This window comes from Sneathiella litorea, assembly GCF_009882915.1.
Classification (GTDB): Bacteria; Pseudomonadota; Alphaproteobacteria; order Sneathiellales; family Sneathiellaceae; genus Sneathiella; species Sneathiella litorea.
The window spans coordinates 822,020-847,354 of record NZ_WTUW01000001.1; the positions used below are offsets into that span (position 1 = coordinate 822,020).

The window sequence follows — 25,335 nt, forward strand, 5'->3', positions numbered from 1 at the left end:
TACTTATCTGGACTGGCGCCAGAGTGGATCGGTAATTTTCTCGACAAAGGCGGCGTGGGCGGCGCGCTCCGCCTCGCTTGCCTCATGTGGACGGGGCGCGCGGGTTTCTGCGGCAACACTCGTCACGATATCCGCATTGCTATCTTCAAGAGACAGACCTCTCTGGCGTCCCCCGATCAGTTCAAGATAAACTTCCGCCAGTAGTTCCGCATCGAGCAGGGCGCCATGCTTGGTCCGGGCGGAGTTATCAATCCCGAAACGACGGCATAAGGCATCAAGATTGGCCTGCGCGCCCGGAAATTTCCGCCGGGCCATGCTGACCGTATCGATACTGCGTGTCATCGGAAGAGTTGGACGACCGAGGAGGGCAAGTTCCGCATTCAGGAATTTCATGTCAAACTGCGCATTATGGATGACCAGCGGGTCTTCCCCGATAAATTCAAGGAAACCGTCGATCTCTTCGGCGATCACCTTATGTCCCCGCAGGAATTCAGCACTCAAACCGTGTACCTTGAAGGCCGCGTCGGGCATATCCCGCTCTGGATTGAGATAACGATGATAGGTCTCGCCGGTCGGGATATGATTGAACAGCTCGATACAGCCGATCTCGACAATCCGGTCCCCTTCGCTTGGCTCAAATCCTGTGGTTTCCGTATCCAGAACAATTTCACGCATTTTTCAAGTCTTCCACCAGGGCCTTGATCTGCTCGAACGTCTCTTCCTTGCTGCAATGGGTATTGATGACGAAATCCGCCTTTTCGCGTTTTTCCGCATCCGGTACCTGCCGGGCGAGGATCGCCTCGAATTTTTCCGCCGTCATGTCCGGTCGGGCAAGTACGCGCTCTCTCTGCACCGGGGCCGGGGCGGAGACAACAACAATCTTGTGCACCTTGTTTTCGCCGCCGGTCTCAAATATCAACGGAATATCCAGCACGACGAGAGTATGCCCCTCTTTCTCCGCTTTCTCAAAAAATGCGGCGCGTCCCTCGGTAAGGAGCGGGTGTATGACCTTCTCCAGTCGCTCGATCTCCGCGTCATTACCGACAACCAGCTTGCTGAGACGTTGCCGATCCACCTGATCATCAACAACGGCCTCCGGAAATGCCGCACGGATCGGTTCAACCCCCGCCCCGCCGCGAGCATAGAGCTTGTGAATTTCCGCATCCGCATCATAGACCGGAATGCCGAGTTCTCTGAACATCTCGCCAACCGTCGATTTCCCCATGCCGATAGACCCGGTCAGCCCCACGAGTAACATGTTATTTTCCCTTCAATCCATCCAGCACATGACGCCGTAGCGCCGTATCCACTTCCGGCGTTACGCCGAACCAGGCCTCAAATCCCGCTTTTGCCTGATGCAGGAGCATCCCCAGCCCATCCACAGCGATATTTCCCCGTGATTTTGCCGCCTTTAACAGGTCTGTTTCAAGCGGTACATAGACGATATCACTGACAATCGCGGATTTTTTCAAAAGGTCGAGGGAAATTTCAAGGGGGGGCTGCCCCGTCATGCCAAGGCTGGTGCAATTAACCAGAATATCAGCATCAAGGAGGTGATTGTTCCGGGTTTCCCAGAGTGCAGCCTCCGCATGGGTTCCGACATGACCGGCAAGGGTTTCCGCCCGCGACGTTGACCGGTTGCAGATGATGATCTTTGCCATACCGAGATCGGTGAGAGCCACCGCAATGGCGCGCGCCGCGCCGCCCGCACCCAGAAGAACCGCGGTGCCGCCCCGCAAGACATCTGTGTTCACATGCTCGGCCAGGGAGTCAATAAAGCCAATCCCATCCGTGTTTCGTCCGGTCAAACGACCGTCCTCGCCCACGACAACCGTATTGACGGCACCAATCCGTTTTGCGGATGGATCGAGGATATCCACGACATCAAACGCTGTTTCCTTTAAGGGAATGGTGAGATTTGTGCCGCGAAAGACCCCGCCCTCAGCGGCACAGTTTTCTTTCAGCTGCGAAAAAGTCCCTCCAAGTTCCTCCGGTTTCACGGGCCAGGCGCGATAGTCCGCATCCAGACCGTATTTGTCGATCCAGTAGCCATGCAGGCGGGGGGAGAGGGAATGGCTGATCGGCCAACCCATCACACCGGCGATTTTTGTTATTTTACCCGTCATTGGTTATCCCGATTTTATGACCGCGCAGAAAATCCAGCAGCGGCAGCAGCGGCAAGCCCAGAATAGAGAAGAAGTCCCCGTCTACCCGGGCAAATAAATGTGCCCCCATCGCCTCGAGCTGATAGGCCCCGACGGAGGAGAGGATATCTTCTCCGGCCGCTTTCAGATAACTGTCCAGAAAGCCCTCGTCGAAATTGCGCATGGTCAACCGCGCCTCATCCACATGGCGCCAGAGAACCGCGCCGCCCTTGGCGACGCAAACCGCGTTCGCAAGTCGGTGAGGCTTGCCTTTAAGAGTTAAAAGATGGGCCCGCGCATGATCCATATCCACGGGCTTGTCGAACCAGATATTATTGCATTCCAGAATCTGGTCCGCACCGATAACAAAGGCTTCCGGAACTTGCCGGGAAATTCGCAACGCCTTCAATTCGGCGAGGGCCACCGCCGCATCCGCCGCAGGTGCCTTCTCGCCCTGCATGGCGTGCTTGACTTCATCCTCATCCACGCGGGCGGGTTGAATATGAAACTGCAAGCCGGCGCGCTCCAGAATCCGGGCGCGAGATGAACTTTGCGACGCCAGAACAAGATTGGTTTCCGCAGTCATAGCACTCTTTCCCGTCACCGCATCCTGTCCTTGTTTTCTTCCTTGCGACGGTTATACAGCGTCATGATCTGGGCCGCAGTTTCCTCCACCGAACGGCGGGAAACATCAATGACCGGCCATCCTTCGCGGGTGCAGAGTTTACGTGCGAAAATCACCTCTTCCTTGATCCGGTCCCGATCCACATAATCTGTATCAACGCGCTGGTTGAGGCTCAGCAGTCGGTTCTTGCGGATCTGGGAGAGCCGGTCCGGACTTGTCGTCAGCCCGATTACCATCGTCTTCCGGCTGAGGTTAAAGAGCGACTCCGGCAGCTTGATTTCCGGCACAATCGGTATATTCGCCGTCTTGTATCCCCGATGGGCAAGATAGAAGGAAGTGGGCGTTTTCGAGGTCCGGGACACGCCGACAAGGACAATCTGTGCCTCATATAAATCTTCAGCCATCTGCCCGTCATCATGGGCCATGGTGAAATTGAGGGCCTCTATCCGGCCGAAGTAGTTCTTGTCCAGCATATGCTGCCGGCCCGGCAAACGGCGTATTTCCTGGCCTAGAAAACTGGAAAAGGCGGTCAGGACCGGGTCCAGTACCGAGACACACGGGACCCCGACGCGCTGACATCCCAGTTCCAGGACTTCCCGCATTTCCTTATTGACCAGTGTATAAAGAACAAGGCCCGGCCTTTTTATAATGGAATCAAGGATATCGTCCAGCTGCCGTACGGTTCGCGTCAAGGTCCAGACATGCTCTACAGGGGAAATCCCTTCAAATTGAACCAGCGCGGCCTTGGTCATGGATTGCAGGGTTTCTCCTGTTGAATCCGACACCAGATGAAGATGAAATTGGTCCATATCGCTGCGTGGTTATCCTGTGAGTTATGTGAATAACAGGGATAACATGGCTATTCGGAAAAGCACAAAATTTTTCTCCCCGGAGCCGTCTTTTTTAGGCGGGTATTTATTCGCCTGTGCGCAAGATCAATGGCCTGCTGTGAAAAGCGGGTATAATTCTTCAACTACACTGCCAAAATTAAGTTATCCCCATAATCCCCGTTTTTTTTGTGAGCCAACAGGACATTTCACCCGTAGATATCAACAATTATTTGAAACACTGGATTTTATCCCCAGAATTTCTATAAAGGACGTGCATAAAATTTAATCCCCATTACGCACCGCGTACAACAACAACTACTACCTTTTAAATATATATATTATTTAAAGGGATAAGTTTTCGAGAAGGTATCCAGCGTGAAAGTTTCAAATAACAAGCTCCTGCTCAACAGCCTATCAGGGGAGGTAACTGATAGGCCTCCTTTCTGGCTGATGCGTCAGGCAGGACGCTATCTTCCCGAATATCGTGAGATCCGGGCGAAAGCCGGTAATTTTCTTGATCTTTGCTATAACCCGGAACTGGCCGAGGAAGTCACTTTGCAGCCCTTGCGGCGATATGGCATGGATGCGGCTATTCTCTTCGCCGATATCCTCCTCATTCCTCATGCGCTTGGTCAACCACTTGCTTATCGTGAAGGCGAGGGACCGGTGCTTGATCCCATCCGCTCCGCCAAAGAGCTTGGCAAACTGGATGTAGCTGATATTCATAAAACCCTCGATCCGGTTTACGAGACTGTTGGACGGTTGAGCCAGTCAATTCCGAAAGACTGTACGCTTATCGGCTTTGCCGGTGCCCCCTGGACCGTGGCGACCTACATGGTTGAAGGGCGAGGTTCCAAGGATTATGCGAATATCAAAAACTGGGCCTATAGCGATCCTGCAGGTTTTGGCACTCTGATGGATATTCTTGTTGAGGCCACGATCGAGTATCTCCTGAAACAGGTAGAGGCCGGGGCCGAGGTGGTCCAGCTGTTCGATACCTGGGCTGGTGTCCTCCCCGACGATGAATTTAGAAAATGGGCCATAGAGCCGACAAAACGGATTGTAGAGGGTCTGCATACCCAACATCCCGATTTACCCGTCATTGGCTTTCCTAAGGGCGTGGGCGGTAACATTATCGACTTCGTGAGGGAGACAGGTGTCACCGCGGTCAGTCTCGATACGGGAACACCGCTTGACTGGGCTGCGCGGGAAGTCCAGTCATTAGTCCCGGTGCAGGGAAATCTTGATCCGATGCTGCTCGTGACCGGCGGTGCCGCGATGGAGGAACGGATAGTCCAAATAAGGGAGACGCTCGGCAAGAAGCCCTTTATCTTTAATCTCGGTCACGGGATTGTCCCGCAGACCCCGCCGGAGAATGTCGCCCGGCTGGCTGAAATTATCCGCGGCAGTTAAGGGGAGGTCATGGCGAAGAAAGCGGTTGTCCTGTTTAACCTGGGCGGACCCGATGGACCGGCAGCGGTGGAGCCATTCCTGTTTAACCTGTTTTATGATCCGGCGATTATTCGTCTGCCGACACCGCTGCGCTGGCTCGTCGCGAAGCTGATATCCCGTCGCCGCGCGCCGGTCGCGCAGGAGATTTATGCGTTTCTGGGAGGATCCTCGCCAATCCTGCCACAAACGGAGGCACAGGCCGAAGCACTGGAAAACAAACTTAATGAGGGCGGAACGGACAGTTACAAGACTTTTATCTGCATGCGTTATTGGCATCCGTTTGCCGCAGATGTCGCGCAGGAGGTGAAGAACTGGGCGCCGGATGACGTGATCCTGCTACCGCTTTATCCTCAGTTTTCCTCAACCACCAGCGCGTCTTCCATCAAGGAATGGCAGGAAGCTGCCAAAAAGATCGGATTAGATACTCCGACCGCTGGATTATGTTGCTATCCGACAATGGCGGGCCTGATTTCGGCTTATGCGGATTTGATTGCGCCAAAACTTGCGGAAGTTTCGGGCAAGCCGGCACGTCTTCTCTTTTCCGCCCATGGATTACCACAGAAAATTGTTGATCAGGGCGATCCCTACCAATGGCAGGTGGAACGCACCGCGGAAAAGGTTGTTGAAAAGATGGGGCTTGAAAATCTTGACTGGAAAGTCTGCTACCAGAGCCGCGTCGGTCCGATGAAATGGCTGGAACCCTCGACGGAAACCGAGATTCACCGCGCCGGGGAGGACGGGATCAGCCTGGTAATCGTTCCCATCGCCTTCGTATCGGAGCATTCGGAAACCCTTGTTGAGCTGGATATCGAGTATGCCAAACTTGCCAAGGAAGTGGGTGTCGATGAGTATCACCGGGTCAATACAGTTGGGGTTCACGCGGATTTTATTGCTGGTCTTGCGGCGATGGTTGAAAAGCTGTCTGACCCGTCCATCAGAAGCGAGAGCGGGATGCGGATATGTCCCTCGGGATATAAAGATTGCTTGATGCTGGCGTCATGACGCAAAATACCGTAACTAGTTGGTATAATTGACAATTTATAAAGAGGAACCGACCTTGGACGACATTCTGGCCGACATTTATCCTTGGGTGAAGTCCCTGCATATCATCTCGGTTATTGCCTGGATGGCGGGCATGTTTTATCTGCCGCGACTTTTTGTTTATCATGCTGATACGACACCGGGGTCCGAGATGTCGGAGACGTTCAAGGTCATGGAACGACGGCTTTTGCGCGGCATTATCAATCCTGCCATGATCATGACTTTTATATTTGGCGGACTTTTGCTTCTCACGCCGGGCATTATTGACTGGAGTGAGCCCTGGATCTGGTTGAAGCTGGCACTCGTCTTCCTGATGGCCGGTTTTCACGGAAATTTATCTAAATGGCGCAAACAGTTTGAGGCGGATGAAAATACACGACCAGCGAAATTTTACCGTCTCGTCAATGAGATACCGACCGTTCTCGTGATTGGAATTGTAATTTTGGTTGTTGTAAAACCGTTCTGAAAATCATTTTGTTCCGCATATTTCATTTGACTAATGACCATAAAACTGGCAATAGAGGCTTAACTTCACTGGACAATTTCTGCTCCACGGTCTCATTGCATTACGAATATAAAAGCAATTCTCATAAGACCTAACCTCAACGGTTACCGACATTCTCGTCATATTGTGATCTGTTAATCCCTTTATCTTCCACAGACAGCGTAGAAAATACATGAATCTTCAAGAGCTTAAGAAAAAATCTCCCGCCGAAATCCTTGAACTCGCGGAAACGCGCGAAATTGAGAATGCCTCCACCCTGCGCAAGCAGGAGCAGCTTTTCGCCATCCTTAAATATGAGGCGGAAAACGGCGCTGAAATTACTGGTGGTGGCGTGTTGGAGATTCTGCAGGATGGATTCGGTTTCTTGCGCTCACCCGACGCGAACTATCTTGCTGGGCCAGATGATATTTATGTCAGCCCGAGCCAGATCCGTCGCTTCTCACTCCGGACCGGGGATACAGTGGAAGGACAAATTCGCAGTCCGAAGGACGGGGAGAGATATTTCGCCCTCCTGAAGGTACAGAAGATCAATTTTGAAGACCCAGAAAAAGCCCGCCACAAGATTAATTTCGACAATCTTACCCCGCTTTATCCAGATGAGCGTATCAAGCTGGAAACTCCCGATCCAACCGCCAACAATATCAATTCCGCCCGCGTGATCGACCTCGTTTCTCCTCAGGGCAAGGGCCAGCGCGCATTGATCGTTGCGCCACCCCGGACCGGTAAAACCGTTCTGTTGCAGAATATCGCCAATTCCATCACCACCAACAATCCGGAAGTATACCTCATCGTTCTTCTGATCGACGAACGGCCCGAGGAAGTGACGGACATGAAACGCTCCGTAAACGGTGAAGTGGTAAGTTCCACCTTTGATGAACCTGCCGCACGCCACGTTCAGGTTGCGGAAATGGTCATTGAGAAGGCTAAACGCCTGGTGGAGCATAAACGCGATGTGGTGATCCTGCTTGATAGTATCACGCGTCTCGCACGCGCCTATAACACGGTTGTTCCCTCCAGTGGCAAGGTCCTGACAGGTGGCGTGGACGCCAATGCCCTGCAGCGCCCGAAACGTTTTTTCGGTGCCGCCCGGAATATTGAGGAGGGGGGATCGCTGACAATCGTTGCCACCGCCCTGATTGAGACCGGATCGCGGATGGATGAAGTTATTTTCGAGGAATTCAAGGGTACGGGTAACTCCGAAATTATCCTCGATCGCAAGCTTTCCGACAAGCGTGTCTTCCCGGCCATCGACATTACCAAATCCGGCACCCGGAAAGAGGAACTGCTCGTCGACAAGGCAACCTTGCAGAAAATGTGGGTTCTCCGCCGTATCCTTAACCCGATGGGGACAACAGATGCCATGGAATTCCTGCTCGATAAACTGAAAAGCAGCAAAACCAATGATGATTTCTTCGATTCCATGAATACATAATAAAATCAAAATGTTACGTAAAAAAAGGCGCCCGGATAAGGCGCCTTTTTTTGTTGGAAATTAAAATGGATCAGACAGTGAAGACGGATGATCCAGTTGTCTTGCGTCCTTCCAAGTCTTCATGGGCCTTGCGAGCCTCAGAGAGCGGGTAAGTCTGGCCGATATTGACCTTGATCGCGCCATTGCTGACCAGCTCCATCATATCACCCGCGGATTTTTCAAGTTCCGGGCGGGTCGCGTTATAGGCCATGAGGGACGGACGGGTCACATAAAGCGAACCCTTCGCGCCCAGAATACCAAGATTGACGCCCGTCACCGGACCGGAGGAATTCCCGAAGGAGACCATCAAACCGCGCGGGGAGAGGCAATCAAGGGATTTTTCGAATGTGTCCTTGCCAATTGAGTCATAAACCACCGGAACACCTTTGCCATCGGTGATTTCCATGACTTTTTCCTGAAAATCCTCTTCCCGGTAGAGAATTGTATGGGTGCAACCATGAGCCTTGGCGAGTTCCGCCTTTTCTTCCGATCCGACGGTGCCGATGACGGTCGCGCCGATATGTTTTGCCCATTGACAGGCAAAAAGGCCAACGCCGCCCGCCGCCGCATGAAACAGGATTGTGTCGCCTTGTTTCACGTGAAACGTTCGTTGCAGAAGATACTCTGTTGTCATCCCTTGGAGCATCATGGCCGCTGCTGTCTGGTCATCGATGCTATCGGGCAGGATAATAAGGTTATCAACCGGCATGATCCGCGCCTCTGAATAGGCCCCAATGGGGCGGCCGGCATAGGCAACACGGTCGCCTACTTTCAGTCCTGTTACGCCGTCGCCCAGTTCCTCAATCACGCCAGCTGCTTCCATGCCCGTTGTAAGCGGAAGGGGAGAGGGATAAAGTCCGGTGCGGAAATATACATCGATAAAATTTAGGCCAACAGCTGTATGGCGCACACGTGCCTCGCCTGGCCCGGGCTTTCCAAGGGTGACATCCTCCCATTTCATTACTTCGGGACCGCCATGTTCATGCTGTACAATTGCTTTTACCATTTTTTTGTCCTTTTCTTATGCGCCCACGAATTTTATTTATATATCAAGCGATTGCTGTTCCATTGGCAAGGCTTTTTCAAGTCGGAGCAACGCTTTCTTTGTCTCGAGCCCGCCATCGCCGGAATAGCCACCCATTTTACCACCCGCGGCCAGTATACGATGACAGGGAATGATGATGGGGATCGGGTTGGCGCCGCACGCAGTCCCCACCGGTTGTGCCGCAGAATTCAGGGTTTTTGCGATTTCCCCGTAGGTCTTGATCTGGCCGGAAGGGATTTTCAGCATTTCCGCCCAGACTTTTTTCTGGAATTCTGTCCCCGGAGGGGCCACAGGCAGGTCAAAATCGCCTATTTCGCCATCAAAATAGCGATTAAGTTGGTCTATCGCCCGTTCAAGGAGCGGTGTCGATGCCTGCCATTTTTCAGGCACCCAGCCCCAGTCGAGCGAGATGATTTTCCCCTCTTCCTCCGTTACGGTGAGATCTCCAACGGGGCTGTGCAGGCTAAGTTGGGCCATATTGGGTCGTTTCCTTTAGAATGGCGGCAAAGGCAGCAACATTGTTGGCCGGGGCGGAACAGGTGGGCCCGGTACAAAGATAGGCAGTCGGTTTGCCATCCAGTTTTTTCTTGCCTTTTGCCGGGTGGTCAAATGGCAGGTTTTCAGTATCTGCCAGAATGTTCACGACTTTGGAAGGCAGGCTGTAATCCTTTAATATGTTCAATAAATCAATAACTTCCGGATTACTTCGCTCACCGATGATTATTACCTGTCGGGCGTTGACCAGGGTTTCGAAATTATTGAGAAGGGTGGCGAGGGGGAAGAAATTCCGGGCAAGTTCAATGGAGAAGCAGCGGAGCAGGTTCGTTGCCTTCTCAAACGGCTCCCGGGCGCCCGTCAGCAAATGTAGTTTTGCCAGGACTTCAAGAATAGTCCCATTTCCGGCAGGGACGGCGTTGTCGTGAGCATTCTTGCTGCGGATGATCAGTGCTTCCGCATCATCCGCCGTATAGAAATATCCGCCGCCATTTTGATCCCAGAAGTGTGTATTCAGGATGTCGACCCACTGCTCTGCTCGTTCGAGATAAAATGCCTTGCCTGTAACTTCAAAAAGAGTGAGAGCGGCGCGGGCCATATTGGCGTAATCATCAAGCAGGCCCGTATGCAGAGCCCGGCCCAATCGATAGCTATGGAAAAGGCGGCCATTTTGTTCCATGGAATGGGTGGTAATGGCGACAAATGCGCGTTCAGCAGCCTCTAACCAATGTACTTCATCAAAATATTGCCCGGCGCGAGCGAGAGTGGCAATTATCAGTCCGTTCCAGTCGGTCAGCACCTTGTCGTCTAGTCCCGGGCGGATGCGCCCTTCCCGATGTTCGAATAATTGCTGGCGCCATGGCGCCAACGACATCTCACTTTGTTCATCAAGGCGATCAGGATACTTTAAACGATTGATAATATTAGTATTTTCCCAGTTACCATCCGCTAGGATTCCGTATACTTCATTAAAATGCGGGGCATGTTCGCCGAGGATATCGTCAATTTCGGCCTTGGACCAGGTATAGAATTGTCCTTCCACCCCTTCGGAATCCGCGTCGATAGTTGCCGCAAATCCGCCTTCCTCAGTCACCATTTCACGGAGCAGCCAACCGACTGTTTCATGGATCCGGTCCCTGAATAGTTCCGATTTCGTCTCGTGATGAACAGTCAGCAGCAAATCCAGGATTTGGGCGTTGTCATAGAGCATTTTTTCAAAATGCGGGGCGAGCCATTCTGCATCGGTTGAATAGCGCGCATATCCACCGCCAAGATGATCATATATGCCCCCCTGTGACATACCGGTAAGGGCCTTGATGACAACTTCCGACAGAGCCGTATTGCCGGTGCGAAGATAACTCCGCCAGATATTCTCCAAAACATAGGTTTGCGGGAATTTGGGTGCAGAACCGATGCCGCCATGGACAGGGTCTGCTTCCTCCGCGTAGCGGGCGGCAATTCGCTCCAATACCTCAAGGGTAAGTTTTGGCCGTTCCCCTTCCTTCGTGTCGTTCAGACTTTTCAGGGCTTTTTTAAGCGCATCGCGGTTACTGGTAACTTTTTCAGGCTCATTCTTGAAAATATCCGAAACGGTTTGCAAAACATTCTTGAAACCTGGCCGGCCATAAGAATTTTCTGGCGGAAAGTAGGTACCGCCCCAGAAGGGTTCACCGTTTGAATTCAGGAACATGGTCAGGGGCCAGCCGCCCTGTTCGCCGAGGAGGGCGAGGGCGCTCTGATAGATCTGGTCGATATCCGGTCGTTCTTCCCGATCGACCTTGATATTAATGAATAAATCATTCATCAACGCGGCCGTTTCTTCATTTTCGAAGCTTTCATGGGCCATTACGTGGCACCAGTGGCAGGCCGCATAACCGACGCTGAGCAGGATAGGCTTACCCTCTTTCTTAGCAAGTGCCAGCGTTTCGCTGCTCCAGGGTTGCCAATGCACGGGATTGTCCTGATGCTGGATAAGATAGGGGCTTGTTTCCGCTGATAGTAAGTTTTTCATCTATTACCCTGTTCTTGCCCCCCTGTTTCGGTATATAGGAGGCAGTAGAGCTTTGTTGTAACAGAGCTACCGCCGCCGGATCAATGAGGAGTCAGCCGCTTATGAAGATTACTGTTGATATTGATTGCACACCACAGGAAGCAAGAACTTTTCTCGGTCTACCTGAAGTCGAGAAAATGCAGGAAGTGGTGATGAAGGAACTGCAGGCGAAGATGCTCGAGAATATCACGAACCTCGATCCGGAAAATATGATGAAAACCTGGCTTCCTGCCGGGATGCAGGGTTTTGACCAGATGCAAAAAATCTTCTGGTCCCAGTTTAATAAAAATGAAAATGAGGAAAAATAACCTCACGTCCCTGAATTGGTATCCGTCATGAGTTTCAATGAAACTATCTTTGCGCTAGCGAGTGGCCGTGGCCGCGCGGGTGTTGCCGTGGTACGTATTTCCGGACCCGGCGCTTTTGATGCACTTGAGAGGATTAGCGCGAAGCCCCTTCCAAAGGCCCGTTCTGCTACCCTCTGCCAAATTTACCGGTCTTCTGATAAATCTGTTATAGATCAAATACTTAGTATTACTTTTCCGGGCCCAAACAGCTTTACTGGTGAGGATGTGGTGGAGTTGCATCTTCACGGGAGCCCGGCCATCTTGACCGCGGTATTTGAGGAATTGGTATTGTTGCCGGCCTTTCGTCCTGCTCTTCCGGGGGAGTTTACCCGCCGCGCATTTGAACATGGCAAGATGGACCTTACGGAAGCGGAAGGGCTCGGGGATCTCGTGAATGCGGAGACTGACGCCCAGGCACGGCAGGCCCTTCGTCAGATGCAGGGCGAACTTGGCCGTCTTTATGAAGGCTGGCGGTCCTCCCTTGTTTCCTCTCTCGCTCACCTTGAAGCGGATATTGATTTTCCGGACGAAGATTTACCAGACGGGGTGGCGAAGGCAATATCACCGAAAATAGCGCATTTGCGCCGTGAAATTGAAGAACATCTCGCCGATGGACATCGCGGTGAGAAAATTCGCGATGGTCTTAATGTTGTCATTCTGGGTCAACCGAATGTCGGAAAATCCAGCCTTCTTAATGTGCTTGCCCGGAAAGAGGCAGCCATTGTTTCTGATGAGGCGGGAACGACACGGGATATTATAGAGGTTCCAATGGATCTTGCGGGATATCCGGTAACGATTGCTGATACGGCAGGGTTGCGGGATTCCGGTAATAAAATCGAGCAGGAGGGGGTCCGCCGGGCGCGAGATAGGGCCAAAACGGCAGATATCCGGCTTTTCATGACAACGGCGGAGACACCCGATATTCCTGAGGAATTTATAGATCTTGTTGAAGAAAGTGATTTTCGCCTGATTAACAAGACTGACATCCTGGACCAAAAGGTTGAAGATAACCCGGATTCCCGCATTTTCGCCCTTTCCGTCAAAACCGGGAAGGGTATTGAGGCATTTTTATCCGCATTGGAAGCGGATGTGACTAATCGCCTCGATTTATCTGGTGCGCCGGCACTCACCCGGATTAGACATCGGCAGGCGTTGGAAGAATGTGTTGCGGCGCTGCAAAGATTTGAGGGAGCTCAAGAATCTGAACTCGCCGCGGAAGACACCAGATTGGCGGTCCGCGCCTTGGGCCGGATAACGGGTCGCGTAGATGTGGAAGATATTCTTGATGTTATTTTTGGAGACTTTTGCATCGGGAAGTAGGAGGCCGAGCAATGTTTCACGTGAAACATTGCCAATTATTCAAACTTCGATGTTTCACGTGAAACATTTTGAAGATGCTTTCTTTCGCGACTTGTCAAATTTACCGACTCTCTGTATGTAGGGCGACGGGTTTATAAGGGTTTTGTTATGATCAAATATGATGTGATTGTCATTGGTGGCGGACATGCGGGCTGCGAGGCGGCGGCGGCTTCCGCACGTCTAGGGGCAACCACACTATTGATTACTCACAAACTGGAAACAATTGGCGAAATGTCCTGTAATCCAGCCATCGGTGGTTTGGGAAAGGGACATTTGGTTCGAGAAATAGATGCCCTCGATGGCGTAATGGGCCAGGTCGCGGATGCGGCGGGTATTCAGTTTCGGCTGCTTAACCGCCGAAAAGGGCCCGCAGTAAGGGGCCCGCGGGCACAATCGGATAGAAAACTCTATCGAGAGGCGATGCAGGCCTCGCTTCAGGAACAGGAAAATCTCGAAATCCGCGCAGCGGCAGTTGAGGATCTAATCGTTCGTGATGGGGCTGTTTATGGTGTTATAACCGCTGAGGGTGAAGAAATCCTATGCGGAAAGGTTATTTTGACGACCGGTACCTTTCTTCGTGGTCTTATCCATATGGGGGAGAAGAAGATTCCTGCGGGGCGGATTGGGGATGCCCCCTCTAATGGACTTTCGGTTACATTGGAACGTGCTGGATTTGAACTTGGCCGTTTGAAAACAGGCACGCCAGCTCGTTTGGATCGGAATACTATTAATTGGTCTATACTTCAGGAACAGCCGGGGGATGAAATACCTGTACCCTTTTCCTTCTTAACCAATCAGATTACTACGCCGCAAATTAATTGCCATATTACGGGGACGACTGAGGAAACACATAGGCTTATTCGGGAAAACCTCCATCGCGCACCTATGTATTCAGGGCAGATTGAAGGGACGGGGCCGCGCTATTGCCCCTCTATTGAAGATAAAGTCGTTCGATTTTCGGAAAAAACCACCCACCAGATATTTTTGGAGCCCGAAGGGTTAGATGACGATACTATTTACCCGAATGGTATTTCCACTTCGCTTCCGGAAGATGTCCAAATGGCTTTTTTGCGTTCTATTCCGGGACTTGAAAGGGTTGAATGGTTCCGCCCAGGTTATGCCATCGAATATGATTTTATTGATCCGAGAGAATTAAAACCGACGTTTGAAACCCGTCGTCTGGATAATTTATATCTTGCCGGACAGATTAACGGGACGACGGGGTATGAGGAAGCGGCCGCACAGGGGTTGATGGCTGGCCTTAATGCCGCCCGAAATGCGGGAGGTGGGGACGATATAGTTCTTGATCGTGCCGATGCATATATTGGTGTAATGATTGATGATCTGGTTACGCGCGGCACAAAAGAACCTTACCGGATGTTTACCTCTCGCGCTGAATATCGATTAATTCTCCGGGCGGATAACGCAGATCAACGCTTGACAGGACTTGGTTTAGATATTGGTTGTGTGGGAACGGAGCGAGCGACCCGCTTTACTGAAAAAGTTAAGCAGTTGTCTGTGGCTCGGTCTCTATTTAGTGAATTAAACCTTACACCGAATGAAGCCAAACGGCATGGCCTTAATGTCAACCAGGACGGTGTACGGCGTACCGCTGCTGATCTACTTGCTTATCCAGACATAGGGCTTAAGGATATTGCGCGCATTTGGCCTCAAGTCTCTGAGATAAAAGAAGATATTTTGGAGCAATTGGCTATTGACGCGCAATATAGCGGCTATCTGGAACGCCAGAAATCTGATATTCAGGATTTTAGGAAGGATGAATCGCTGCAACTCCCTTCGGACCTTCAGTTTGAAGATGTTGCCGGATTATCAACGGAAGTTCGCATGAAGCTGATAGAAGTTCGGCCCGCAACCCTGGGACAGGCCGCTCGTATATCCGGCGTGACACCGGCCGCCATTACAGCGCTATTGTCTCATGTTAAGCGCGGTGCGCATCGGCGACATGGCTGAACAGACAACTCCCTTAGGACCAAATGGATTTTTATCGGCGACCAATGTTTCACGTGAAACATTGGCACGGCTGACACTAAGTGCCGATCTTCTCGTTAAATGGCAAAAAGCGATTAATCTGGTTGGAAAATCCACCCTGCCGGATCTTTGGCGGCGACATATGCTGGATAGTTACCAACTGCTGTCACATACGAGTCGCACAAAGGGCAAATGGATTGATCTGGGGAGCGGGGCAGGGTTCCCACCACTGGTTCTGGCCATTTGCAGTGAATTCGACGTTCATGCCCTTGAAAGCGATCAACGCAAATGCCTTTTCATGACCAATGTTTCACGTGAAACATCGGCAAATCTTTCTGTCCATCGCGGTCGAATTGAGGAAATTGAACCCTTTGCGGCAGATGTTATTTCGGCACGGGCGCTGGCGCCTCTTGAAAAATTGTTGGACCTCGCAGCGCCATTCGCTCATGAGACGACAGAATTTCTCTTTTTAAAGGGACAAGATGTAGATGAGGAATTGACCAATGCCTCTAAATGTTGGATTATGGACGTGGAAAAAGGCTGTAGTTTAACAAGTGAAGACGGTTGCATCTTGAAAATCACGGGATTGCGCCGCCGTTCTTCGTCAGGAGAGGCAGAGAATCATGAGTAAGGGTGTTGCAAGTCTTCAGAATCGGACAACGGCGCGTATTCTTGCCATTGCCAACCAGAAGGGCGGAGTCGGTAAAACCACGACAACCATCAATTTGGCCACGGCTCTTGCGGCAATCGGGCAAAAAGTCCTGATTATCGATATAGATCCACAGGGTAATGCCAGTACCGGATTTGGAATTGGCCGCGAAGACCGGGAAAATAACGTTTACGGCGTCCTGATGGGCACAACAACGATTAATGCGGCAATTCATAAGACGAATATCCCGCAGCTTCACCTGGTGCCGTCGACCGCTGATCTTTCTGGGGCGGAACTGGAATTGATTGAATTGCCGCGTCGAAGCCATCGTCTTTATGATGCGGTGTCTGAAGTGCGCGCCGATTATGATTATATTTTGATTGATTGCCCGCCGTCACTGAACCTGCTCACGCTCAACGCCATGGTGGCCGTTCATGCGGTGGTCGTTCCGTTGCAATGCGAGTTTTTCGCCCTTGAAGGACTGAGCATGCTCATCAAAACAATTGAGCGTGTCCGGCAAACCCTTAATCCGGGGCTCGAAATACAGGGCGTTGTCCTGACCATGTTTGACAAGCGAAACAATCTTTCCCTTCAGGTGGCGCAGGATGTTCGTGATTTTCTCGGCGACAAGGTTTACCGTACAGTTATTCCCCGCAATGTGCGGATTTCGGAAGCGCCCAGCCATGGCAAGCCAGTGTTGATCTATGATCATCGTTGCGCCGGTAGCCAGGCCTATATCCGCCTTGCCAGTGAAGTGATCCGGCGGGAACGCCATCTCAATGCAGCCTGACGGGCTGGAATGTGAATAAGTGATGTCTGACGATACCTCTAAAAAGAAACTGGGGCGGGGATTATCCGCTCTTCTCGGCGATGATTCGGCAACGGACTATGCCGATTTGGACAAGGTGCGCTCAACCAAGGAAGTCCCGGTTGAACAGTTACGCGCAAACGAGTATCAGCCTCGGCTTGACTGGGATTTGGAGGCACTGGAAAGTCTCGCCGCTTCCATCGCGGAAAAAGGAGTCTTGCAACCTATTCTTGTTAGGCGCAATCCGGGCAGTTATAGCGAATATGAGATTGTTGCGGGTGAACGGCGGTGGCGCGCGGCCCAAAAGGCACAGCTCCATACCGTTCCGGTCATTATCAAGGAGTTGACCGACGCCGAATCCATGGAAATTGCGCTGATCGAGAATATTCAGCGTGAAGACCTCTCCTCAATAGAGGAAGCAGAAGCCTATAAGAGGCTGATGGCGGAATTTGATCATACCCAGGAGAGCCTGTCGCAGCATGTCGGCAAGAGCCGGACCCATGTCGCCAATATGATGCGGCTTCTGACCTTGCCGGAGTCAGTGCAGACCATGGTTCGGGAAGGGCGTCTGTCTTCCGGTGCGGCGCGGACACTCATTAATCATGAGAATGCCGAAAAACTCGCAAAAAAGATTGTAGATGAAGGACTTAGTGTTCGTGCAGCGGAAAAACTAGCTAAGGGAAAATCAACTGAACAGCGCGAAGGTGGGGAGAAACCACGGGCCTCCTCTGCCCGTAAGGTTGAGAAAAGTCCAGATGTGCGCGAGTTGGAAGATGACCTGACAAGAGCTGTCGGTATGGATGTGCTTATTGATCATTTTTCAGATGGGCGCGGGACAGTTACCATCCATTATGAAAATCTCGATCAGCTTGATGAAGCCTGTCGGCGCCTTACCCGGGAACCGCTCCCGTCACTTAATGAAGAACCGGCGGAAGACCCAATCGAGGAGGACGATGACCTCAGCGATGAGTTTGAAGCGCTTGATAATGCGCCCGAGGATACGCCGGAAGTGGCAGTTAGCGAAAGCACAAAAGAATCTCCGAAAGACGAGCCCAAATATGATTACGATGATGAAATCAAGGATGCTTTGGGCAACGCATTGAAAGAGTAATTCAACCTACACTTGATAATTTTGCGTCGCTTGTACTATCGGGACGAAGATTCTCCACCAGAAAATCGACAAAAACACGAACTTTAGGGGACAGGTTTCGCCTGTCTGAATAGACTGCGAAAATATCTGTCGGGTCCTCCTCATACTCTGGGAGGAGGGCGACAAGACGTCCGGCGGCAATATCATTCTCCACCAGGTAGGAAGATAATTGCGCAATCCCAAGCCCGGCCAGAGCTGCATGATAGACCGCGTCCGCACTGTTGGAATCAAAATTACCGTTTGCGGTAAAGGTCCAGGTCTCATCTCCGAGATTGAAGTGCCAATCATTCCAATGGCTTACCGTTGAAACGCGCAAACAATTATGGTTCTTGAGATCCACTGGTTTTTCCGGCCGTCCAAAATGCGCCACATAGGAGGGCGCGGCACAGAGCAGGCGCTTGCTGCTGGCAATTTTTCGAGCGACCACCGATGTGTCCGTAATCTGTTCCGCAATGCGGATCGCCACGTCGTAATCGGAATCAGACAGGTCAATCGGCCGATCTGTCACCTCAAAATTGATCTTAAGCATGGGAAAGCGGGCGGTGAATGCAGGAATCAAGGGTAGAAGACGCGCCTTGCCAAAAGCAACTGTCGTGGCTATCCGCAGATTTCCCTGCGGTCGCCCACTAAAGGATTGCGCAAGTTCCTCCGCGCGGTGCACTTCCGCGGAAATCCGAGCACAGCGTTCATAAAAGGTCTGTCCCTCCAGCGTCGTGGAAACTTGCCGCGTAGAACGATTTAGCAATCGCACACCAAGTTTATCCTCAAGCTGGCTAATCTGTTTGCTCACCGCCGATGGCGTGAGGCCGAGACTACGCGCTGTGGCCGAAAAACTACCGTGATCCACCACATTGGCGTACAAAATCATCTGACTGGCGATATCCATTGGCGTATATTCTACCTATTCCTCTGAGGCACAGCAGCTATGCCAATATTAGCACTTATCAAATGCCGCGCCGCAACATACGTTATTGCAGTGCAGCATACATATGGCTGCAGTCCAAGTTTTACGCAAGAGTATAAGAGGAAATTTCGATGAATGAATTGTTTAAAGACAACACAGACGAAAACATCACTTTTGCGGACATCAAACGCGGCATTCGGGAGGCGAAGCAGCTAAGAAGTGAAGAAGTTCACAGGCTGCTAGGAGTTGCCAACGCATGGGTCCGCAAAGAATTAAACGAAATTGGCAAAGGCGTTAAGCATCTTGGCGCCTTGCTGGTTCACAAGCTCGAAACCATGACCGAGCGTCATCAGCAAACACGGGCGCATTATGACTAACCCGTTGAAATTAAGGAAACAACAGCCCCGGAGCGGCTTTCTTACGCCAATGCTCCGGGAGTTGCGGCCGATTGAACACGGATTGTTGCAGGACCATCTGCAGCGCCTGAGTCCAGAGAGCCGTATTCTGCGTTTCGGTTGTCCTGTTTCCAGTGTGTTTATTGAAACTTATTGCCAGAACAAGGGCCGTCCAAAACCAATTATTTTTGGTGCCCTTATCGGTGAAACGCTTTGCGGTGTGGTTGAGCTCCGGTTCGGGGAAAATATACCGCAAAATGTCGCAGAGCTGGGAATCAGTGTTGAAGACGACTGGCAAGATACCGGCATTGGCACAAAACTGATGGAAATTGCCCTTCGGTGTGCCCGGGACAACGGTATAGCGGTGCTGGAGGTAAATTTTCTGCCTCATAACACGGCAATGCGGCGCCTAACACAAAAATTTGGCGCGAATTTCTCCTACCAGATGGGCATGACCAAGGCAATTATCGCCTTGCCACGCTCGAGTTATGCGGTTGTCGCCGGGTCCAAGCGGCCGCAATAACGCGTTTCTGGTGACCCCGTCCGTCACTCAACCTGTCAGTCTATTTTTCGGACCGACTTTTGGCGGACGGGGTATTATTTCAAATATTTAATAACGAAACCAGCTGGCGCATATTTTTGAATATACTTGCGCCGGCGGCGGCAAGGTCGACACCGTCGTGGTGGGGGGCGAAGCCGTAGCAGGATATGCCGGCCCGTTGTGCCCCGATGGCTCCCAACACACTATCTTCAATCACGACTGCGCGGGACGGTTCAACACGGAAGGTTTCGAGCGCTGCAACAAAGAGCGCCGGGTCTGGTTTTGAGGTTTTCAGCGTATGCGCGGAGAATATTGCGCCCATAAATCGCTCTAACAGGCCGTTCTGTCCCAGGGTAATAGCCATTTTATCCTCGCTCCCGTTAGAGACGACGCAATAGGGCAGGTGGAGGGCATCAAGTCGATCCAGAATTTCATGAATACCTTCTGTGGCGGGGACACCTTTCTTCAAGGCGTCGAATTCCTCACCATAAATCTCTTCCATCCAATTTTCTGGCAGAGTTGCCCCGAGCCTCAATGCCTCTTTCTCCACATTCGCCATGCTCCATCCGGTGAACATCCGCATGCAATCTTCCGTGGACAGTTTAAGGCCGTGCCGGGTGAGATTAGCAGCAAGCACAGCGTTGGAGGTGGGTTCCGTATCCACAAGAACCCCGTCACAATCGAAGATAACCAGATCGGGGCGCATTGACTAACGTCTCCGGTTGGCCACCGCAATGCGCATCAGAGCCCGACGGCAGATGGCTTCGTCGGGATAACCCGTTGATTTACATTTAATTTCCGCATCCATTGTAATGTCGAGACAGGTCGCAAAATGGGCACTTGATTTCCCGCCGATTTGCGCCGCCGCCTTTTTCTGGTTGAAAAAGGGAATACCGGCTTTGCGGATTGCATCTTCGCTTCGCGCGCCCGCATCCCGGAGTGCTGCGGTCTTGTGCAGCTGCTTTAGCTGGTTCTGGGTCATGCGAAGAAAGCCGATGGAACTTTCTCCAGCCGAAAAGGCCTTGTTCAGGTATTTTTCCAAGCCATTCAAGTCGCCAAGCAGGGTCGCATCAACCACATCAAAGATACTTTGCGCAGAAGAATCGCCGATATTGGCGCGCACATCTTCAAGTGTCATCGGATCTGTCCGTCCGCGCATATAGAGCGCCAGCTTTTCCAATTCACCGCGGGAAATGGCGCGGTCACTCCCGAGGTTTTCGCGTAAATACTCAATGATCTCACGCGATGGATTGAGGTTCGCGGTGCCCAGAACCTCCTTTATCAGGCTAAGGATATCTTGTGCCTTATCATGAAAACAGGGCGTCACGGCGCCATAGGGTGCCTTGTTGATCATTTTAACGAGCGCGCTGTCTTTACGGATATCCCCCGCCTCAATCACCAGAATACTGTCGGTGAGGTCCAGTTCCAGCACAGGCTCGATATAGCCTTTGGCGTTGTTGCTTGCCCCGCGTAGACGGACGACACGCTCCCCCCCCATCATGGAGATTGCCGTTACCTCGTCCAGCAGACGGGCAGGATCGGCGAAAAGATCACCCGCCTCCATGTCGATAAAGCGAAACGGATCGTCAAGACTCTCCACAATACTTACACAGAGAGCCCGCGAGAGTTCCCGTACAAGCCCTTCATCGGGCCCGAAAAAAAGGAAAATGCGGTATTTCGGATCGCGGGATGCAAGAAAGGCTGAAAATTTACCGCTTGCCAGCTCCACTGGACTACCTTCCTGCGAAAAAGACGGAAATTTGCCGATTTATCTGTTCAGCCGCAACCAGTGCGGCGCGCTTTGCAGCGTTTTTCGATGCGGAAAGATTGGCGAACTCCGACTGCACGACGTTATAGGACGCAATATTCTGCGTAGACCCGGAATAAATGACCTCTTGCCCTGTGGCATCTGTCAGGCGAAAATTACTGGTAAGCGTTAGGTTAAAGCGGGTTTTGGTGTCATCGTTCTGGATGGCAAGGCCTTCCGATAGTATCGAATAGGTGACGGTCAGACGATACGCCGGTGTTGCCGACAAACCCAGCGGATTGCCGCGATCAAGCAGTTCATTGCGCAGAATTTGCCCCGTCTGGCCATATATCGGCTCGATATACACCTGAGCGAGCTTTCTCTGAACGTCGGCATTCTGGGTGGCGCTTCCATAAAGCGGCTGGAACCCGCAGGCCGAAACGAGACCCAGGATCAATATGACAAGGCTTACCCTAAATAACGACATTGACAATCCGGTTTGGTACAACGATGACTTTACGAATGGCATTTTCACCGATCGCATTCTGGACTGATTTTTGCGCCAGTGCAATTTCTTCCACTTTTGCAGCCTGTTCATCGAGCGCCACCTCTATGGTGGCACGAAGCTTACCTTTTACCTGAACCGCCATGGTTACCCTGTCCTCGACAATCAGTTCCGGATCGGCTTGTGGCCAGGGGGTATCCACCAACATGGTGTCATGTCCGAGCATTACCCATAATTCCTCAGCAAGATGAGGCATCATTGGCGCGACCACCTTGACCATGATCTCCATGCTTTCGCGAAGGGCCCATTTGGTATCTGCGCCTTCTTCGAACCGGACATCACCCAACACCTTCATGAATTCATAAATGCGGGCAATGGCATTATTGAAATGCAGGTTCTCGATATTCTCGGTGACCTGTGCAACTGTTTTATGGGCGGCTTTGCGCAGGTCTTTCGCGTTGCTTGAAAACGTCTCCGGCAGGGGAGTGTCGACCGGGCAGGCGGCATCCGCATTTTCGAAAATATAGCGATGCAGCCGTTGGACGAACCGCCAGGCGCCGGTTGCGCCTGCGTCGGTCCATTCCATGTCGCGGTCGGGCGGGCTGTCGGAAAGGACATACCAGCGCGCGGCATCGGCCCCGAACTTTTCAATAATCGCGCCGGGATCGACAACGTTTTTCTTGGATTTCGACATCTTCTCGACACCGCCGACGGTGACGGGCTTGCCGGTGGCGAGTTCGACCAGCTCTCCGGCGTCGTTATGGTCCACCTCATCGGGCAGCAGCCACTCACCGCTTTCGCTTTTGTAGGTCTCATGAGTGACCATGCCTTGCGTAAACAGCCCGGCAAAGGGCTCGTCAACATCTGACCAGCCGGTTTGCATCATGGCGCGGGAGTAAAAGCGGGAATAGAGAAGATGCAGGATCGCATGCTCAATGCCGCCGATATACTGATCGACAGGCAGCCAGTAATCGACTTTGTCCCGCTCGACCGGCTGATCGGCCCGGGGGGAACAGAAGCGCGCAAAATACCAGGATGAATCCACGAAGGTGTCCATGGTATCGGTCTCGCGTGTCGCCTCTCCGCCGCAGTTGGGGCAGGTTACATGCTTCCATGTCGGGTGATGGTCCAGTGGGTTTCCGGGTTTGTCGAAAGTGACATCATCGGGGAGTTTGACCGGAAGATTTTCTTCCTTCTCCGCAACGGTGCCACATTTTGCGCAATGGACCATCGGGATTGGGCAGCCCCAGTAACGCTGACGCGAGAGGCCCCAGTCTCGAAGACGGTAATTGATCTTTTCCGTGCCCGTGCCCATCTCCTCCAAGCGGCGGATAATCTCGGACTTCGCGGCCTCAACCTCCAAGCCGTTCAGGAAATCGGAATTGATGATCTTGCCCGGGCCGGTATAGGCTTCATCGTCAATTTCCGGGGATTTATCATCTGGAGATACAACGGGTGTGACTTCCAGGCCGTATTTCCGTGCGAAATCAAGGTCGCGCTGGTCATGGGCAGGGCAGCCAAAAATAGCGCCCGTTCCGTAATCCATCAGGACAAAGTTGGCGACATAGATGGGCAGTGTTTTTCCGTCAATAAAGGGATGGGCGACCCTCAGGCCTGTATCCACACCTTTTTTCTCTGCCTTTTCGATGGCTTCCTCACTGGTGCCCATCTGGTGGCATTCGGCGACGAAGGCCGCGACATCCGCATTGTCCTTAGCCAGCCGCTGGGTCAGCGGATGATCGGCGGAAACGGCCATAAAGCTCGCACCGAACAGGGTATCGGGCCGCGTGGTATAGATATTGAGCGGATCTTCCTCCCCGATAATATCAAAGGCGACATGGGCGCCCTGTGACCGGCCAATCCAGTTCTGCTGCATCAGGCGCACGCGGTCAGGCCAGCGGTCGAGCTTTTCAAGAGCGGTCAGCAGTTCCTCGCTATAGTCGGAAATACGGAACATCCATTGATCAAGCTTGCGTTTCTCGACCACGGCGCCAGAGCGCCAGCCTTTGCCGTCAATCACCTGCTCATTGGCGAGCACGGTCATGTCGATGGGATCCCAATTGACCCAGCTTTCCTTGCGATAGACCAGACCTTTCTTGAAGAAATCAAGGAAGAGCTTCTGCTGATGCCCATAATATCCGGGGTGGCAGGTGGCAATTTCCTTACTCCAGTCAAGGGACAGCCCCATGCCTTTCAGCTCATCGCGCATATGGGCGATATTGGCATAGGTCCACTCTGCCGGATGCACGCCCTTGTCGCGGGCGGCATTCTCGGCCGGTAGGCCGAAGGCATCCCAGCCCATGGGATGGAGAACATTAAAGCCTTGGGCTTTCTTGTAGCGCGCCACAACGTCACCCATGGTGTAGTTACGGACATGGCCGATATGGATGCGCCCGGACGGGTAGGGAAACATTTCCAGCACATAATATTTGGGCTTGGCCGGATCGGCCTCTACCTCGAAACTTTTATGTTCGGCCCAACTGGCCTGCCACCTGGCTTCAACTTCTTTCGCATTATAGCGGGACATAGGCTGTTTCCCGTTCAATCCTGGTCAATCTACAAAAAGGTATCTATGCCCGCCTTCCTCATCTTATGGAAAGATTGGTGATTATACTGCGGACGGGCCCAGTTCTTATAAGGTTATTCGCCTTCGCGCGCTACCCTCAGATCGCGTGCCTTGGCAAGAATGGCATTTTCAAGATCCGCTGTGACCTTGGGGGCGAGCGGAATGGCAATCCACTGGTTCGAGGTATCGAGGTTCTGCTTGAAGGCGGTCACCCGGACACCATCCGCACGCAGGCGGCGGTCGAGAATATAGACTGTAACCTTGAAGCGCTCATTCGGTGAGTCCGGGGAGGAATACCAGTCGGTGATGATCACGCCGCCAAAAGGATCCGCCGAAGAGAGAGGCATAAAGGCGATGGTATCGAGCGAGGCCCGCCACAGATAAGCATTGACCCCAAGTCCGCCGCCGGACCCAATGCCATCCTGCAGTTCCTTTTCATCGTCGCCGAAAATTCCGCCTTTCCCGAAGATAGTATCATCGGGGACATTCCCTGTTTGATAAACCTGTCCGCGGCTTGACGTTGGGAAGGTAGAGTTAGCGCTCATATCAGATTCACAACCCGCCAGCACGAACGCCAGGAGGCAACCCATCGCCACAGCACAAAATTTTTGTCGTGTCATATCTGTCAGAATCCTCATTTCTTCTGGCTACTAAACGCTCAAATTAGGGCGAAAACAAGAAAAGGGGAGTTTATGCCAGCTTTCCGTCTTTGAGAAC

The 25,335-nt window shown here is 52.2% G+C and carries 26 protein-coding genes; 12 read left to right on the top strand and 14 right to left on the bottom strand.

Annotated elements, in window-relative coordinates:
• Positions 1–3: 3 nt before the first annotated feature.
• From dnaQ to GQE98_RS03965, 5 genes are read right to left on the bottom strand one after another with little or no spacing between them, the layout of a single operon-like run.
• On the bottom strand, positions 4–675 hold the full coding sequence (gene dnaQ, locus GQE98_RS03945; protein ID WP_161314292.1) for a DNA polymerase III subunit epsilon: 672 nt from the start codon (positions 673–675) through the stop codon (positions 4–6).
• Positions 668–1,258: a dephospho-CoA kinase gene (gene coaE, locus GQE98_RS03950; RefSeq protein ID WP_161314294.1), complete on the bottom strand. Its 591-nt coding sequence runs from the start codon at positions 1,256–1,258 to the stop codon at positions 668–670. The genes dnaQ and coaE overlap by 8 nt, the downstream gene beginning before the upstream one ends.
• A 1-nt stretch (position 1,259) precedes the next feature.
• A complete protein-coding gene (locus GQE98_RS03955) occupies positions 1,260–2,126 on the bottom strand; it encodes a shikimate dehydrogenase (RefSeq protein ID WP_161314296.1) in 867 nt (288 codons plus the stop codon).
• Positions 2,116–2,730 (bottom strand): Maf family protein, encoded by a 615-nt coding sequence (locus GQE98_RS03960; protein ID WP_161314298.1) that lies wholly within the window; start codon positions 2,728–2,730, stop codon positions 2,116–2,118. Before GQE98_RS03960 ends, GQE98_RS03955 begins: the two co-directional genes overlap by 11 nt.
• Positions 2,731–2,744: 14 nt before the next feature.
• Positions 2,745–3,578 carry a pyruvate, water dikinase regulatory protein gene (locus GQE98_RS03965; protein ID WP_161314300.1) on the bottom strand — a complete coding sequence of 278 codons (834 nt, stop codon included), beginning with the start codon at positions 3,576–3,578 and terminating at the stop codon, positions 2,745–2,747.
• A 396-nt stretch (positions 3,579–3,974) separates the two neighbouring features.
• On the opposite strand from GQE98_RS03965, the gene hemE reads away from it, so the two are divergent.
• The 4 genes from hemE (at position 3,975) to rho (ending at position 8,029) form a co-directional block, all read left to right on the top strand.
• A complete protein-coding gene (hemE, locus tag GQE98_RS03970) occupies positions 3,975–5,012 on the top strand; it encodes a uroporphyrinogen decarboxylase (protein ID WP_202526071.1) in 1,038 nt (345 codons plus the stop codon).
• Between the two features lie 9 nt (positions 5,013–5,021).
• Complete coding sequence (gene hemH, locus GQE98_RS03975; protein WP_161314302.1) at positions 5,022–6,053, top strand: ferrochelatase; 1,032 nt, start codon at positions 5,022–5,024, stop codon at positions 6,051–6,053.
• A gap of 55 nt (positions 6,054–6,108) precedes the next feature.
• A complete protein-coding gene (gene hemJ / locus GQE98_RS03980) occupies positions 6,109–6,558 on the top strand; it encodes a protoporphyrinogen oxidase HemJ (protein WP_161314304.1) in 450 nt (149 codons plus the stop codon).
• 211 nt (positions 6,559–6,769) lie between these two features.
• Positions 6,770–8,029 (top strand): transcription termination factor Rho, encoded by a 1,260-nt coding sequence (gene rho, locus GQE98_RS03985; RefSeq protein ID WP_161314305.1) that lies wholly within the window; start codon positions 6,770–6,772, stop codon positions 8,027–8,029.
• 70 nt (positions 8,030–8,099) lie between these two features.
• Here the strand turns inward: rho and GQE98_RS03990 are convergent, their stop codons facing one another.
• From GQE98_RS03990 to GQE98_RS04000, 3 genes are read right to left on the bottom strand one after another with little or no spacing between them, the layout of a single operon-like run.
• Positions 8,100–9,074, bottom strand: a complete 975-nt coding sequence (locus GQE98_RS03990) for a quinone oxidoreductase family protein (protein WP_161314307.1) — start codon at positions 9,072–9,074, stop codon at positions 8,100–8,102.
• Between the two features lie 36 nt (positions 9,075–9,110).
• Positions 9,111–9,590 carry a methylated-DNA--[protein]-cysteine S-methyltransferase gene (locus tag GQE98_RS03995; protein WP_161314309.1) on the bottom strand — a complete coding sequence of 160 codons (480 nt, stop codon included), beginning with the start codon at positions 9,588–9,590 and terminating at the stop codon, positions 9,111–9,113.
• Complete coding sequence (locus GQE98_RS04000) at positions 9,577–11,619, bottom strand: thioredoxin domain-containing protein (protein ID WP_161314311.1); 2,043 nt, start codon at positions 11,617–11,619, stop codon at positions 9,577–9,579. Before GQE98_RS04000 ends, GQE98_RS03995 begins: the two co-directional genes overlap by 14 nt.
• A 101-nt stretch (positions 11,620–11,720) precedes the next feature.
• On the opposite strand from GQE98_RS04000, the gene GQE98_RS04005 reads away from it, so the two are divergent.
• The 6 genes from GQE98_RS04005 (at position 11,721) to GQE98_RS04030 (ending at position 17,921) form a co-directional block, all read left to right on the top strand.
• Positions 11,721–11,966, top strand: a complete 246-nt coding sequence (locus GQE98_RS04005) for a DUF6489 family protein (protein ID WP_161314313.1) — start codon at positions 11,721–11,723, stop codon at positions 11,964–11,966.
• 27 nt (positions 11,967–11,993) lie between these two features.
• Positions 11,994–13,325, top strand: a complete 1,332-nt coding sequence (gene mnmE / locus GQE98_RS04010; protein ID WP_161314315.1) for a tRNA uridine-5-carboxymethylaminomethyl(34) synthesis GTPase MnmE — start codon at positions 11,994–11,996, stop codon at positions 13,323–13,325.
• Positions 13,326–13,472: 147 nt separating this feature from the next.
• Complete coding sequence (gene mnmG / locus GQE98_RS04015; RefSeq protein WP_161314317.1) at positions 13,473–15,335, top strand: tRNA uridine-5-carboxymethylaminomethyl(34) synthesis enzyme MnmG; 1,863 nt, start codon at positions 13,473–13,475, stop codon at positions 15,333–15,335.
• Complete coding sequence (gene rsmG, locus GQE98_RS04020; RefSeq protein ID WP_161314319.1) at positions 15,328–15,984, top strand: 16S rRNA (guanine(527)-N(7))-methyltransferase RsmG; 657 nt, start codon at positions 15,328–15,330, stop codon at positions 15,982–15,984. Before mnmG ends, rsmG begins: the two co-directional genes overlap by 8 nt.
• Entirely contained in the window at positions 15,977–16,792 is an 816-nt protein-coding gene (locus tag GQE98_RS04025; protein WP_161314321.1) for a ParA family protein, read from the top strand. Before rsmG ends, GQE98_RS04025 begins: the two co-directional genes overlap by 8 nt.
• Before the next feature lie 22 nt (positions 16,793–16,814).
• Positions 16,815–17,921, top strand: coding sequence for a ParB/RepB/Spo0J family partition protein (locus GQE98_RS04030; protein WP_161314323.1), 1,107 nt, complete (start codon positions 16,815–16,817; stop codon positions 17,919–17,921).
• 1 nt (position 17,922) lies between these two features.
• Here the strand turns inward: GQE98_RS04030 and GQE98_RS04035 are convergent, their stop codons facing one another.
• Positions 17,923–18,846, bottom strand: coding sequence for a LysR family transcriptional regulator (locus GQE98_RS04035; RefSeq protein ID WP_161314325.1), 924 nt, complete (start codon positions 18,844–18,846; stop codon positions 17,923–17,925).
• A 149-nt stretch (positions 18,847–18,995) separates the two neighbouring features.
• Here GQE98_RS04035 and GQE98_RS04040 point away from each other — a divergent pair, with 149 nt between their 5' ends.
• Together GQE98_RS04040 and GQE98_RS04045 are read left to right on the top strand one after the other, a co-directional pair.
• Entirely contained in the window at positions 18,996–19,241 is a 246-nt protein-coding gene (locus tag GQE98_RS04040; RefSeq protein WP_161314327.1) for a hypothetical protein, read from the top strand.
• Complete coding sequence (locus tag GQE98_RS04045) at positions 19,234–19,782, top strand: GNAT family N-acetyltransferase (RefSeq protein ID WP_161314329.1); 549 nt, start codon at positions 19,234–19,236, stop codon at positions 19,780–19,782. Before GQE98_RS04040 ends, GQE98_RS04045 begins: the two co-directional genes overlap by 8 nt.
• A 79-nt stretch (positions 19,783–19,861) precedes the next feature.
• Here the strand turns inward: GQE98_RS04045 and GQE98_RS04050 are convergent, their stop codons facing one another.
• The 5 genes from GQE98_RS04050 to GQE98_RS04070 form a co-directional block, all read right to left on the bottom strand.
• Entirely contained in the window at positions 19,862–20,506 is a 645-nt protein-coding gene (locus tag GQE98_RS04050) for an HAD family hydrolase (RefSeq protein WP_161314331.1), read from the bottom strand.
• Positions 20,507–20,509: 3 nt separating this feature from the next.
• Positions 20,510–21,529, bottom strand: a complete 1,020-nt coding sequence (gene holA / locus GQE98_RS04055) for a DNA polymerase III subunit delta (protein WP_161314333.1) — start codon at positions 21,527–21,529, stop codon at positions 20,510–20,512.
• A gap of 4 nt (positions 21,530–21,533) precedes the next feature.
• The gene (gene lptE / locus GQE98_RS04060) at positions 21,534–22,034 is read right to left on the bottom strand and encodes an LPS assembly lipoprotein LptE (protein ID WP_161314335.1); all 501 of its coding nucleotides are present in this window, start codon (positions 22,032–22,034) and stop codon (positions 21,534–21,536) included.
• Positions 22,021–24,579 carry a leucine--tRNA ligase gene (leuS, locus tag GQE98_RS04065; protein ID WP_161314337.1) on the bottom strand — a complete coding sequence of 853 codons (2,559 nt, stop codon included), beginning with the start codon at positions 24,577–24,579 and terminating at the stop codon, positions 22,021–22,023. Before leuS ends, lptE begins: the two co-directional genes overlap by 14 nt.
• Before the next feature lie 113 nt (positions 24,580–24,692).
• Positions 24,693–25,238 (bottom strand): DUF3576 domain-containing protein, encoded by a 546-nt coding sequence (locus tag GQE98_RS04070; protein WP_202526072.1) that lies wholly within the window; start codon positions 25,236–25,238, stop codon positions 24,693–24,695.
• Positions 25,239–25,335: the final 97 nt, after the last annotated feature.